This window comes from Agrococcus sp. Marseille-Q4369, from assembly GCF_018308945.1.
Classification (GTDB): Bacteria; Actinomycetota; Actinomycetes; order Actinomycetales; family Microbacteriaceae; genus Agrococcus.
In genome coordinates this window covers 1,366,930-1,379,149 of the sequence record NZ_CP070501.1, presented here as the reverse complement: position 1 = coordinate 1,379,149, position 12,220 = coordinate 1,366,930, and the positions used below count along the sequence as shown (strand labels likewise).

At 72.7% G+C, this 12,220-nt stretch carries 11 protein-coding genes; 7 read left to right on the top strand and 4 right to left on the bottom strand.

Annotated elements, in window-relative coordinates; all coding sequences use genetic code 11:
• Positions 1 to 19: 19 nt before the first annotated feature.
• Positions 20 to 1,816, bottom strand: a complete 1,797-nt coding sequence (locus JSQ78_RS06885; RefSeq protein ID WP_211446617.1) for a glycoside hydrolase family 15 protein — start codon at positions 1,814 to 1,816, stop codon at positions 20 to 22.
• 87 nt (positions 1,817 to 1,903) lie between these two features.
• Between JSQ78_RS06885 and truA the strand changes: the two genes are divergently transcribed.
• Positions 1,904 to 2,728: a tRNA pseudouridine(38-40) synthase TruA gene (truA, locus tag JSQ78_RS06880; RefSeq protein WP_211446616.1), complete on the top strand. Its 825-nt coding sequence runs from the start codon at positions 1,904 to 1,906 to the stop codon at positions 2,726 to 2,728.
• Between the two features lie 16 nt (positions 2,729 to 2,744).
• On the opposite strand, the gene JSQ78_RS06875 is transcribed toward truA, so the two are convergent.
• Positions 2,745 to 3,383 (bottom strand): HAD hydrolase-like protein, encoded by a 639-nt coding sequence (locus JSQ78_RS06875; RefSeq protein ID WP_211446615.1) that lies wholly within the window; start codon positions 3,381 to 3,383, stop codon positions 2,745 to 2,747.
• A 105-nt stretch (positions 3,384 to 3,488) separates the two neighbouring features.
• On the opposite strand from JSQ78_RS06875, the gene JSQ78_RS06870 reads away from it, so the two are divergent.
• The 4 genes from JSQ78_RS06870 to glmM all read left to right on the top strand — a co-directional run bounded on the left by JSQ78_RS06870 (position 3,489) and on the right by glmM (position 7,377).
• Entirely contained in the window at positions 3,489 to 4,883 is a 1,395-nt protein-coding gene (locus JSQ78_RS06870; RefSeq protein ID WP_211446614.1) for a coiled-coil domain-containing protein, read from the top strand.
• A gap of 191 nt (positions 4,884 to 5,074) precedes the next feature.
• Positions 5,075 to 5,521 carry a 50S ribosomal protein L13 gene (gene rplM / locus JSQ78_RS06865; RefSeq protein WP_211446613.1) on the top strand — a complete coding sequence of 149 codons (447 nt, stop codon included), beginning with the start codon at positions 5,075 to 5,077 and terminating at the stop codon, positions 5,519 to 5,521.
• A gap of 20 nt (positions 5,522 to 5,541) precedes the next feature.
• Entirely contained in the window at positions 5,542 to 6,021 is a 480-nt protein-coding gene (rpsI, locus tag JSQ78_RS06860; RefSeq protein ID WP_026374231.1) for a 30S ribosomal protein S9, read from the top strand.
• Positions 6,022 to 6,024: 3 nt separating this feature from the next.
• Positions 6,025 to 7,377, top strand: a complete 1,353-nt coding sequence (gene glmM / locus JSQ78_RS06855; RefSeq protein WP_211446612.1) for a phosphoglucosamine mutase — start codon at positions 6,025 to 6,027, stop codon at positions 7,375 to 7,377.
• A 312-nt stretch (positions 7,378 to 7,689) separates the two neighbouring features.
• On the opposite strand, the gene JSQ78_RS06850 is transcribed toward glmM, so the two are convergent.
• A complete protein-coding gene (locus JSQ78_RS06850) occupies positions 7,690 to 8,229 on the bottom strand; it encodes a CGNR zinc finger domain-containing protein (RefSeq protein ID WP_211446611.1) in 540 nt (179 codons plus the stop codon).
• Positions 8,230 to 8,324: 95 nt separating this feature from the next.
• Between JSQ78_RS06850 and JSQ78_RS06845 the strand changes: the two genes are divergently transcribed.
• Positions 8,325 to 9,278 (top strand): EamA family transporter, encoded by a 954-nt coding sequence (locus JSQ78_RS06845; protein ID WP_211446610.1) that lies wholly within the window; start codon positions 8,325 to 8,327, stop codon positions 9,276 to 9,278.
• A 102-nt stretch (positions 9,279 to 9,380) separates the two neighbouring features.
• Here JSQ78_RS06845 and coaA read toward each other — a convergent pair whose 3' ends face one another.
• Positions 9,381 to 10,313, bottom strand: a complete 933-nt coding sequence (gene coaA, locus JSQ78_RS06840; RefSeq protein ID WP_249295963.1) for a type I pantothenate kinase — start codon at positions 10,311 to 10,313, stop codon at positions 9,381 to 9,383.
• A 34-nt stretch (positions 10,314 to 10,347) separates the two neighbouring features.
• Here coaA and glmS point away from each other — a divergent pair, with 34 nt between their 5' ends.
• A complete protein-coding gene (gene glmS / locus JSQ78_RS06835) occupies positions 10,348 to 12,192 on the top strand; it encodes a glutamine--fructose-6-phosphate transaminase (isomerizing) (protein ID WP_211450414.1) in 1,845 nt (614 codons plus the stop codon).
• Positions 12,193 to 12,220 lie beyond the last annotated feature (28 nt).

Below are 12,220 nucleotides of genomic sequence, written 5' to 3'. Positions count from 1 at the left end.
AGCGGGGCCCTTCGTCGCGTCACGGTCGTGCTTGGGCCGCTCGCGCGCGCTCGATGTCGGTCGCCGCGAGCACGAGCCCGAGGTGCGAGAACGCCTGCGGGAAGTTGCCCCAGTGGCGACCGGTCGCGGGGTCGACCTCCTCGGCGAGCAGGCCCACATCGTTGCGGAGCGCGACGAGCCGGTCCATGAGCGCCGCCGCGTCGGCGAGCCGACCCGCCCCGGCGTAGGCGCTCACGAGCCAGAAGCCGCACAGCACGAAGGGGTGCTCGTCGCCCGAGAGCCCGTCGAGCCCCGTCGTGCGGTAGCGCAGCGGCAGCCCGTCCACGAGCAGCTCCTGCTCGATGCGCGCGATCGTGCCGAGGAAGCGCGGGTCGGTCGGCTCGACGATCCCGATCGTCGGCAGCTGCAGGAGCGAGGCGTCGACGTCGCTCGTGCCGTAGTGCTGGCGGAACGACCCCGTCGACTCGTCGAAGCCGCGCGTGAGCACCTCCTCGCGGAGCGCATCCCGCAGCTCGGCCCAGCGGCTCGCATCGCCGTCGCAGCCGCCCTCGACCGCGCGCACGCCGCAGTCGAAGGCCGCCCACATCATCGCCCGCGAGTGCGTGAAGAGCTGCGGCTCGCCGCGCATCTCCCAGAGCCCGTGGTCGGGCTCGCGCCAGTGGGTCGCGAGCTCGTCGAGCAGCGCGCGCTGCATGTGCCACGAGTCGTGGCTGTCGGCGATGCCGAGCTCGCGGAGCCGCTGGAGCGTGAGCATGACCTGCCCGAGCACGTCGTGCTGCCGCTGGTCGGCGGCGCCGTTGCCGATGCGCACTGGGCGTGCGCCGCCATAGCCCGGCAGGTGCGGCAGCTCGCGCTCGATGAGGTCGCGACCGCCGTCGCGGCGGTACATGATGCGCATGTCCTGCGGGTCGCCCGCGATCGCGCGCAGCAGCCAGTCGCGCCACAGGCCGACGCGCTCGACGAGCCGCACGGCGAGCATCGCGTCGACCGTCAGGGATGCGTCGCGCAGCCACGTGAAGCGGTAGTCCCAGTTGCGCACGCCGCCCGGATCCTCGGGCAGCGACGTCGTGGGGGCGGCGAGGATCCCGCCCGTCGCCTGGTCGGTGAGCGCGCGCAGCACGAGCACGCTCGACTGCACCGCCTCGAGGTAGGGGCCGTCGTAGTCGAGCTCCGCGAGCCACTCCGCTGACTCCGCGACCGTCGTCGCGACCACCTCGGGCTCGCCGACGGGCTCGGCGATCGGCAGCCAGGAGTGCTGCCAGCAGAGGTCGAGCACGAGCCGCTCGCCGGCGCGCACCGTGAACCTCCCGCGGTGCGTGTGGTGCTCGCTGCGCGGCAGCGGGGCACCGCGCAGCACGAGCCGGTCGGGGCCGGCGATCGCCACGAGCACCTCCTCGCCGCGGTCGCGCACCTGGCGCACCCACGGGGGCACCGCGCCGTAGCCGAAGCGCACGACGAGCTCCTGCTCCATCTCGACCTCGCCTGCGACGCCCTCGATGATGCGCACGACGTCGGCGCGGTCGTCGCCCGTCGGCATCGCGTCCGTGACCCGCACCGTGCCGCCGGCGGTCTCGTGCGTCGTCTCGAGCACGAGGCTCCCGGGCAGGTAGCGGCGCGTCGTCGTCGCGGGCGCTGCGGGGCCGATGCGCCAGTGGCCGTTCCGTCGATCGCCGAGGAGCGCGGCGAAGCACGCGTGCGAGTCGAAGTGCGGCAGGCAGAGCCAGTCGATCGAGCCGTCGAGGCCGACGAGCGCGGCGGTCGACCGGTCGCCGATCATGGCGTAGTGCTCGATGGGCGAGGGCTGCGCGACGGGCATGGCGAGAGGCTATCGAGGCGACCTCCGAGCCCCGTGGGCAGGCGGCCGGAGCACCGGCGCGGCCGCTCGCCTGCATAGGCTGAGCGCATGCCCCGCCTCCGCCTCGACCTCGCGTACGACGGCGGCGGCTTCGCAGGCTGGGCGGCGCAACCGGGGCTGCGCACGTGCCAGGGGGTCGTCGAGCGTGCGCTCTCGACGATCGCGCGCGAGCCGATCCGGGTGACGGTCGCGGGCCGCACCGATGCGGGCGTGCACGCGAGCGGGCAGGTCGCGCACGCCGACGTGCCTGACGCGCTCGCAGCCGACGCGACCGAGCGGGCCGAGCGGGTCGCCCACCGGCTCTCGCGGCTCGCCGCCCCCGAGGGCGACCTCGTCGTGCGCGCCGTCTCGCTCGCGCCGCCCGGCTTCGACGCGCGGTTCTCGGCGGTCTCGCGGTCCTACCGCTACCGCATCGTCACCGGTCCGGCCGATCCGCTCGAGCGCCGCACCGCGGCGCACGTGCCGCACGGGCTCGACGTCGAGGCGATGCGCCGCGCCGCGGAGGCGCTCGTGGGCCTGCGCGACTTCGCGGCCTTCTGCCGGCCACGCGAGGGCGCGACGACGATCCGAGAGCTGCGCGAGTTCTCGTGGATGCGGGAGGGACAGCTCCTGACGGCGTCGCTCACCGCCGACGCGTTCTGCCACTCGATGGTGCGAGCGCTCGTCGCGGCGTGCGTGCGGGTGGGGGAGGGCCGGATGGGGCTCGCCCAGGCCGCGGCGCTGCTCGACGAGCGGCAGCGATCGCCACTCACGGGGCTCATGCCCGCGCACGGGCTCACGCTCGTCGCGGTCGGCTATCCGCCAGACGAGGGGCTCGCCCAGCAGGCCGAGCGCGCCCGGGCGCGACGCAGCGCATCCGACCTCGAGGAGTGAAGCGCGCTCGACTCGCTCAGCGCAGCGCGTCGCGCAGCTCGCCGACCGAGTCGACGACCCGCCAGGCGCCCGCAGCCTCGAGCTCGTCGCGCGAGCCGTAGCCGTAGGCGACGCCGATGCCCCGGATGCCGAGCTCGGCGGCCGAGGCGATGTCGTGCTCGCGATCGCCGACCATGACGACGTCGGATGCGTCGAGGCCGACCGACGCGACGGCCTGCTCGATCACGGCCGCCTTCGAGTGGCCGAGCAGCTCGGGGCTGCGGCCGTGCACGCCGCGGAACCGGTGGCCGAGCCCGTAGTGCTCGATGACGCGCTCCGCGTCGGGCTGCACCTTGAAGGTCGCGACGGCGAGGGGCGTGCCGTCGCGGTCGAGGTCGGCGAGCAGCGCATCGATGCCGGGGTAGAGTTCGCTCTCGAACAGCCCGGTCTCGAGCCGGTCGCGGAACGCCGAGAGCGCGCGCTCGACGGTCGCGTCGTCGTGGCCTTCCTCCTTGAGGCTCTGCCCGACCGGCGGGCCGAGCCACGCCTGCAGCGCGTCGTCGGTGGGCTGCTCCCACCCGAGCGCCGCGTGCATGTGCCGGAGGCTCGCGAAGAGCCCGGGCTTGGAGTCGGTGAGCGTGCCGTCGAGGTCGAAGATGATGCCGTGGGGTGCCATGTCCGTCCATCGTCCCAGAGCGCCGCTCGGGCGGGCCAGGCCGGTTCGCGCCCGGCGTAGGATCGGAGGCGGCGGCACCCCAGCGCGGCCAGTCGAGGAGTGGTGATGACGGAGCAGTCGTCGTTCGATCAGGTCTTCCGCGGGTACGACCGCGAGCAGGTGGACGGTGCTCTCGCGGCGCTGCGCGTCGAGCTCGACGAGGTGCGGCGCACGGCCGAGGCGCGCAGCCTCGAGGCGGAGGCTCGCGCGCAGCACTTGAGCGAGGACCTCGACGCGGCCGTCGCGCGCGCCGACCAGGCCGAGGCGCGCATGCTGCGGCTCGCGCAGCAGGTGCAGACGCTCGACGACGACGCCGAGGAGGGCGCCGACGACGACGACTCGAAGGAGGGCCGGCAGACGCGCGTGCGCTTCGCCGAGATCCTGCGGGTCGCGGAGGACCAGGCGTCGTCGCTCGTCGACAGCGCCTCGAGCGCCGCGCAGCGGATCCTCGACGAGGCGAACGCCGACCGGGACCGCATCCGCCGCGACGCCCAGGAGGAGGCCGCGCGCGTGCTGCAGGAGGCGCAGCACGAGGCGGAGCTCGTGCGTCGCCGCAGCGAGACGGAGCAGACGGCGCACCGCGCGCGCATCGAGACCGAGCTCGGCTCGATCGGCGAGAAGGTCGCGCAGGCCGACCGCGAGGCGCAGGTGCTCCTCGGCGAGGCCGAGCGCGCCGCCGCGGCGCTGCGCGCGCAGGTGACGCGCGAGACCGACGACCTCAAGCTCGACGCCGACCGCATCGTGCGAGAGGCGAAGGCGCGCCGGGTCGAGCTCGACGCGGCGCTCACCCGTCGGCAGGACGACGCGCAGCAGGAGTTCCTGCGCCTGCACAACCAGGCCGTCGCGCACGCCGAGCGCATCACCGCCGACGCGAACGAGAAGGTCGCCTCGGCACTCGCGCACGCCAAGCACGTCGCCGAGCAGTCGGAGGCCTACGAGCAGCTCTCGAAGGCGCAGGCCGCGCAGATCGAGGCGAGCGCGAAGGCGCGCGCGTCGGCGATGCTCGACGAGGCGCGGCTGCGCTCGCAGGCGATCGTCGACACCGTCACGAAGCACACGAAGGACGTCCTGCGCGACGCCGAGGACCGCGCTCGCGGCCTGCGCTACCAGCAGACCCAGCTCACCGGCTTCATGGCCGAGGTGCAGTCGCTCATGCACGTCGCCGACGCCGCAGACCCGCGCACGTGGAGCAGTGCCGGCGGCGAGGACCGCGGCACGGATGCGACGGGCTCCACGGCGGATGCGCCGGGCTCGGCGGTGCTGACGGTCGCGGCCGAGGATCGGGCCGTCGTGCCCGACGCCTTCACCGCATCCGCCCCCGTCGTCGACCCGCTCGAGGGCCTCGCGCTCGGCTCCTCGATCGAGGCCGAGGCGATCGAGGAGCCCGCGACGCGCGAGGAGGTCGTCGAGGTCGTCTGGCACGAGGACGACGAGGAGTACGACCCCGCGATCGACCGCTGACCCCGCACGCGCTGACCAGGGGCCGTCGACCCGGCGGTTGACCTGCCGAGGATCGTGCCGCTATGCTCGATCCTTGGTGCGCACGCCTGTGCCCACCCGAATGAGCCCTCCACCGGATGGTTGCCCGGCATCGCCGCGACAACACCTCGGAGCGGGATTCACGACCATCCATTCGATCAGTGAGGCAACCAATGACTCGCACGTATTCGCCCAAGGCGGCGGAGGTCCAGCACGACTGGATCGTCATCGACGCCACCGACGTGGTGCTCGGCCGCCTGGCCAGCCACGCTGCCGCGATGCTCCGCGGCAAGCACAAGCCGACGTTCGCCCCCCACATGGACATGGGCGACTTCGTCATCGTCGTCAACGCCGAGAAGGTGGCGCTCACGGGCCAGAAGCTCGCGAAGAAGGTCGCGTACCGCCACTCGGGTCAGCCCGGTGGCCTCAAGGCGGTCGGCTACGAGGAGATGCTCGAGCGCTTCCCCGTCCGCACCGTCGAGAAGGCGATCCGCGGCATGCTGCCGAAGAACTCGCTCGGCCGCGCCCAGATCAAGAAGCTCAAGGTCTACGCCGGCCCCGAGCACCCGCACGCGGCGCAGCAGCCGACCCCCTACACGTTCGACCAGGTCGCCCAGTAGGGCGCGAGGAGACACCAGACATGGCGAAGATCGCAGACTCCATCGAGGCTCCCGAGAGCTTCTCGACCGAGACGCCGGCGGCTGAGGCTCCCCGCGCGCCCCGCGTCGTCAACATCGGCGGCCAGGCCGTCGGCCGTCGCAAGCAGGCCATCGCCCGCGTGCGGCTCGTCCCCGGCTCCGGCTCGTTCACGGTGAACGGCCGCACGCTCGAGGACTACTTCCCGAACAAGCTGCACCAGCAGCTCATCAACGACCCCTTCGCGCTCCTCGAGCTGCAGGGCTCGTACGACGTGATCGCCCGCATCTCGGGCGGCGGCCCCTCGGGCCAGGCCGGTGCGCTCCGCCTCGGCATCGCCCGCGCGCTCAACGAGATCGACGTCGAGAACAACCGCCCGGAGCTCAAGAAGGCCGGCTTCCTCTCGCGCGACGCGCGCGTCATCGAGCGCAAGAAGGCCGGCCTCAAGAAGGCCCGCAAGGCACCGCAGTACTCGAAGCGCTGATCGATGTCGCGCCTCTTCGGCACGGATGGCGTTCGGGGTCTCGCAGGCCTCGACATCACGGCAGAATCGGCGCTGGCGCTGGCACAGGGCGCCGCACTCGTGCTCGGGCGAACCGCCCGGCAGGAGTCGCGGCGCCCTGTCGCCGTCGTCGCGCGGGACCCCCGGGTCTCGGGTGAGTTCATCGCCGCGGCCGTCTCGGCGGGGCTCGCCTCGAGCGGCGTCGACGTGCTCGACGCCGGCGTGATCACGACCCCAGCCGCCGCCTACCTCGTGCAGGACATCGACGCCGACTTCGGCGTCATGGTCTCCGCCTCGCACAACCCGGCGCCCGACAACGGCATCAAGTTCTTCGCCCGCGGCGGCCGCAAGCTGCCGGACGCGGTCGAGGACGAGATCGAGCTCGCGCTCGCCGGGGCGCCGCTGCGCCCGATCGGCGCCGAGGTCGGCACGATCCGCCGCTTCTCCGACGCCGAGGACCGCTACCTCGTGCACCTGCTCGGCACGCTCGACGTGAGCCTCGAGGGGCTGCACGTCGCGCTCGACTGCGCGCACGGCGCCGCCGCGGGCGTGAGCCCGCGCGCGTTCGCCGACGCGGGGGCGCGCGTGACCGTGATGGGCAACGACCCCGACGGGCTCAACATCAACCGCGAGGTCGGCTCCACCCACCTCGAGCAGCTGCGCGAGCTCGTCGTCTCCTCGGGCGCCCACCTCGGCATCGCCCACGACGGCGACGCCGACCGCTGCCTCGCGATCGACGCCGACGGGAACGTCGTCGACGGCGACCAGATCATGGCGATCCTCGCACTCTCGGGCAAGCGCCGCGGCCGCCTCACCGACGACACGCTCGTCGCGACCGTGATGTCGAACCTCGGCCTGCGGGTGGCGATGGAGCGGCATGGCATCGAGCTCGTGCAGACCGCCGTGGGCGACCGCTACGTGCTCGAGGCGCTCCGGGAGTACGGGCTCGCGCTCGGCGGCGAGCAGTCGGGGCACATCATCTTCTCCCGCTATGCCACGACCGGCGACGGCATCCTGACGGGGCTCCAGATCGCAGCCGAGATGGCGCGCACCGGCAAGCCGCTCAGCGAGCTCGCCGCCGTGATGGAGGTCTACCCGCAGGTGCTCGTGAACGTCTCGGGCGTCGACCGGCTCGGCCTGCGCGGCAACCAGCCGATCGCCGACGCCGTCGCGCGCGCGGAGGCGGAACTCGGTTCGAACGGCCGCGTGCTGCTGCGCCCATCGGGCACCGAGAAGATGGTGCGCGTGATGGTGGAGGCGCAGGAGCACCACGTCGCGCAGTCGATCGCCGACGAGCTCGCGGAGCTCGTGCGCGCGGAGCTCGCGGTCAGCGCCTAGCGCCGGTCGGCCTAGCGTGGGGCGCCGTCCGCGTGCGGGTACTTCGTGGTGAGCTCCGCGTAGGTCCCCGCGGTGAGCGGGGCGAGCGCGAGGATTGAGCGGGAGCCATGGGATTCCGCCGACGTCGGCCGCCATCGTGCCGACGAGCGTGGAGATGCCTGCACCGAGCGTGTCGCCGACGACGAAGACGAACAGCAGCAGCGTCGTGATGCCGAGCTGCAGCTTCGTCGAGTGACCCGCCGGCTCCTCGGTCGTGGTCGTTGCCACGCGCGAAAGGATGCTCCCGGCAAGCTGGGAGGCCGCCCTCGCTTGCTACGCCTCGAGCGCTCGCGCCCGGAACGCCGCGACGTTCGTGCGTGACTGGCAGCGCGTCGAGCAGAACCGGCGCGAGCGGTTGCGCGAGAGGTCGAAGAACATCCGCTCGCAGCGCACGTCGGTGCAGCGCCGGCACCGCGCGAGGTCGTCGAGGCGAACGAGGTCGCCGAGCGCCATCGCCGCGTCGACCGCGATCGCGTCGGCGAGCGATGCGCCGTGCGGCAGCCCGTGCAGGTGCCAGTCGAAGTCGTCGTGGCGAACGAGGCGAGGGCGCGCGTTCGCCTGCTCGAAGATGCGGTTCACCATCGCCGCGACCGCGTCGCGCTCGGCGTCCCACATCCGCTCGATCTGGTCGATCCTGCGCCACGTCGCCTCGAGGTCGGCGCGCGTCGCGCCGCTCGCGCCCGGGAAGCCCCACGAAGCGCACACCTCGCGCAGGCTCACGGCGGTCTCGAGCTCCGCGTCGCGGCGTCGGTTGGCGAGCTCGGCGATGAACTCGAGCGAGCGTACGAGCTCCTTCGGATACGGCAGCGACACTGGGTGACCTCGGTTAGGATCGCGACTGTCAGGCCCGACGGTCGTGACACCGTGCCGTCGTCAGCACGATGCTAACCGAGACAGGGGCCCCGCCGATGCACGCTCGTCGATCGATCGGCCTCGCGTTCGCGCTCGCGAGCGCCGCGTCCTTCGGCATCTCTGGCATCCTCGCCTCGTCGCTCCTCGACGCGGGGTGGACCTCCGGCGCCGTCACGACCGTGCGCATCTCGGGCGGCGCGCTCGTGCTGCTGGGCCCGACGCTGTGGCTGCTGCGCGGTCGCTGGGGTGCGGTTGCCCGCTCGTGGAAGGAGGTGCTGGTGCTCGGCGTGCTCGCGATCGCGCTGTGCCAGCTCGCCTTCTTCAGCGCCGTCGCCTACATCCAGCCCTCGCTCGCGCTGCTCATCGAGTTCCTCGGTCCGGTGCTGCTCGTCTTCGCCACCTGGGCCGTCACGCGTCGCGCCCCGGCGTGGCTCACGCTCGCGGGCGCGGGCGTCGCGCTCGTCGGCCTCGCGCTCATCTCGGGCGTCGGCGGCGACGCGCTGCACCCGATCGGCGTGCTGCTCGCGCTCGGCTCGGCGATCGGCAACGCCGCCTACTGGGTCGTCGCGTCGAAGCCCGACTCCGAGCTGCACCCCATCGCGCTCGCCGGTCTCGGCATGATCGTCGGCGCGATCGTGCTCGGCGCCGCGTCGCTCACGGGGCTGCTGCCGTTCGAGGCGAACGCCGAGCCGGTGGTGCTCGCGGGCGCGACGGTGCCGATGTGGGTCGTGGTCGCGCTCGTCGTGCTCGTCTCGACCGCCGCCGCCTATGTGCTCGGCATCCTCGGCGGACGCCGGCTCGGCGCGACCCTCGCGAGCTTCGTCGGCTACTCCGAGACGATGTTCGCGATCGTCTGGACCGCGCTGCTGCTGTGGATCCTGCCGACCCCGCCGCAGCTGCTCGGCGCCGCCGCGATCATCGCGGGCGTCGTGCTCGTGCGCCTCGGGCAGAGCGGCCGCTCGCGCGCGGCGCGATCGCCGAACGTGGTGGAGGGCGTCCCGGCGCCGTAGCGCGCGGCCCCGAGCGATCACATCCGCCCGTGAGCGGTCAGTTCGGGCGGAGCCGGGTCTCGATGCGCCGCCTCCGCGGCGACTCGACCAGCGGGGGTGGGGCTACACCTTCCGCAGCAGCACCGAGCGGATCGTGTGGTCGTCGTCCTTCCGCAGCACGAGGTCGGCGCGCGAGCGCGTCGGCAGGATGTGCTCGACGAGGTTCGGGCCGTTGATCGAGTCCCAGATGTCCGACGAGTACGCGCGCGCCTGCGCATCCGTCATGTCGGCGAAGCGGTGGAAGTACGACTGCGGGTCCTGGAACGCGGTCGCCTTGAGCGTGAAGAAGCGCTCGATGTACCACTCCCGGATCGCGCGCGTGCGCGCATCCACGTAGACCGAGAAGTCGAAGAGGTCGGAGACCGCGAGGTGCGAGCCCGGCGGCGGCGGCTGCAGCACGTTGAGCCCCTCGACGATGAGGATGTCGGGGCGCCGCACCACGATCTGCTCGCCCGGCACGATGTCGTACGACAGGTGCGAGTACACGGGCGCGCGCACCTCGGCCTCGCCCGACTTCACGCGAGTGATGAACTGCAGCAGCGCGCGCCGGTCGTACGACTCGGGGAAGCCCTTGCGGCCCATGATCCCGCGCTGCTCGAGCACGCGGTTGGGGTGCAGGAAGCCGTCGGTCGTCACGAGGTCGACGCGCAGCTCGCCCTGCCAGCGGCCGAGCAGCTCCTTGAGCAGCCGCGCGGTCGTCGACTTGCCGACCGCGACGGAGCCGGCGACGCCGAGCACGAAGGGGGTCGGATGCGTCGGTGCGCCCAGGAACTCCGTCGTCTCGCGGTGCAGGCGGGCGGCCGAGTCGCGGTAGAGGCTGATGAGCTTCGACAGCGGCAGGTAGACCTCGGCCACCTCGCGCAGCTCGAGCCGGTCGCCCGTACCGCGGATGCGCCGCACCTCGGCCTCGGTGAGCGGGTCGGGCACGTGGGGCGCGAGCCTCGCCCAATCGGCGCGGTCGATCTCGACGAACGGCGAGCTGATCGGGTGCGACATCGAGCGTGACTCTACCGCCGGTAGGATCGAGGGCATGTGTGGAATCGTCGGATACACCGGTGAGCGCGGCACGGTCGATGTGCTGCTCGAGGGGCTGTCGCGGCTCGAGTACCGCGGCTACGACAGCGCCGGGGTGTCCGTCATCGACGGCGGACGCATCGCGCTGCGCAAGAAGGGCGGCAAGCTCGCGGTGCTGCGCGAGAGCCTCGAGGACGCGCCGCTGCCCGCGTCGGCCACCGGCATCGGGCACACGAGGTGGGCGACGCACGGCGGCCCGACCGACGAGAACGCGCACCCGCACGTCGGTGACGACGGTCGGCTCTCGCTCATCCACAACGGCATCATCGAGAACTTCGCCGAGCTCCGCGCAGAACTCGAGGCAGCGGGCGAGGCCTTCGCGAGCGAGACCGACACCGAGGCCGCCGCGAAGCTGCTCGGCCGCGCCTACCGCGAGACCGGCGACCTGACGACGGCGATGCGTCAGGTCGTGGGGCGACTGCACGGCCAGTTCACGCTGCTCGCGATGCACGCCGAGCAGCCCGGCGTCGTCGTCGGCGCCTCGCACAACTCGCCGCTGCTCGTCGGCTACGGCGACGGGGAGCACTTCCTCGGCAGCGACGTGAGCGCGTTCGTGAAGTTCACGCCCAACGCGGCCGCGCTCGACAACGACCAGATCGTCGCGATCACCAAGGACAGCGCATCCGTCACCGACTTCGACGGCAACGCCGTCGAGCCCAAGCGCTTCGAGGTGAGCTGGGACGCCTCGGCCGCCGACAAGGGCGGGTGGAACTCGTTCATGGCGAAGGAGATCTCGGAGGGCCCCGAGGCCGTCGAGAACACCATGCGCGGCCGCCTCGCCGACTCGCGCGTCGAGCTCGACCTCGGCGCGCTCGACGACGAGGTGCTGCGCTCGATCGACCGCATCGTGATCGTCGCGTGCGGCACCGCGAACTACTCGGGCCTCGTGGGCAAGTACGCGATCGAGACGTGGGCGCGGGTGCCGGTCGAGGTCGACCTCGCGCACGAGTTCCGCTACCGCGACCCGGTGCTCGACGAGCGCACGCTCGTCATCTCGATCTCGCAGTCGGGCGAGACGATGGACACGAAGATGGCCGTGCAGCACGCGAAGGCGCAGGGCGCGCGCACGCTGTCGATCTGCAACACGCAGGGCGCGACGATCCCGCGCGAGTCGGAGGCGGTGCTCTACACGCACGCCGGCCCCGAGGTCGCGGTCGCGTCGACGAAGGCCTTCCTCGCGCAGGTCATCGGCCAGCTGCTGTTCGGCCTGCACCTCGCGCGCGTGCGCGGCACGATGGCCGACGAGGCGATCGCCGAGGTCGTCGCCGAGATGCGCGAGCTGCCCGCCGAGCTGCGCCAGGTGCTCGCCGAGCAGGAGGCGGTGCACGAGCTCGCGCACTGGATGGCCGACAGCCGCTCGGTGCTCTTCCTCGGCCGCCACGTGGGCTACCCCGTCGCGCTCGAGGGCGCGCTCAAGCTCAAGGAGATCAGCTACATCCACGCGGAGGGCTTCGCCGGCGGCGAGCTCAAGCACGGCCCGATCGCGCTCATCGAGCCCGGCCAGGTCGTCTTCGTCGTGGTGCCGAGCCCGCGCAACGAGCCGCTGCTGCACTCGAAGATCGTCTCGAACATCCAGGAGATCCGCGCGCGCGGTGCCCGGGTGATCGCGGTCGCCGAGGCCGGCGACGCCGCGGTGCTGCCGTACGCCGACGTCGTGCTGCGCGTGCCGCTCACGCTCCCGATGCTCGAGCCGGTGCTGCAGGTCGTGCCGCTGCACATCTTCGCGCTCGAGCTCGCGACCGCGAAGGGCCTCGACGTCGACCAGCCGCGCAACCTCGCGAAGTCCGTCACCGTCGAGTGACGCTCGGGAGCTGAACGGGCGCGGATGA

Excerpts from the sequence above, each read along its gene's own strand:
- JSQ78_RS06885 (WP_211446617.1), bottom strand. The coding sequence starts at position 1,816 with ATGCCCGTCGCGCAGCCCTCGCCCATCGAGCACTACGCCATGATCGGC.
- truA (WP_211446616.1), top strand. The coding sequence starts at position 1,904 with ATGCCCCGCCTCCGCCTCGACCTCGCGTACGACGGCGGCGGCTTCGCA.
- JSQ78_RS06875 (WP_211446615.1), bottom strand. The coding sequence starts at position 3,383 with ATGGCACCCCACGGCATCATCTTCGACCTCGACGGCACGCTCACCGAC.
- JSQ78_RS06870 (WP_211446614.1), top strand. The coding sequence starts at position 3,489 with ATGACGGAGCAGTCGTCGTTCGATCAGGTCTTCCGCGGGTACGACCGC.
- rplM (WP_211446613.1), top strand. The coding sequence starts at position 5,075 with ATGACTCGCACGTATTCGCCCAAGGCGGCGGAGGTCCAGCACGACTGG.
- rpsI (WP_026374231.1), top strand. The coding sequence starts at position 5,542 with ATGGCGAAGATCGCAGACTCCATCGAGGCTCCCGAGAGCTTCTCGACC.
- glmM (WP_211446612.1), top strand. The coding sequence starts at position 6,025 with ATGTCGCGCCTCTTCGGCACGGATGGCGTTCGGGGTCTCGCAGGCCTC.
- JSQ78_RS06845 (WP_211446610.1), top strand. The coding sequence starts at position 8,325 with ATGCACGCTCGTCGATCGATCGGCCTCGCGTTCGCGCTCGCGAGCGCC.
- coaA (WP_249295963.1), bottom strand. The coding sequence starts at position 10,313 with ATGTCGCACCCGATCAGCTCGCCGTTCGTCGAGATCGACCGCGCCGAT.
- glmS (WP_211450414.1), top strand. The coding sequence starts at position 10,348 with ATGTGTGGAATCGTCGGATACACCGGTGAGCGCGGCACGGTCGATGTG.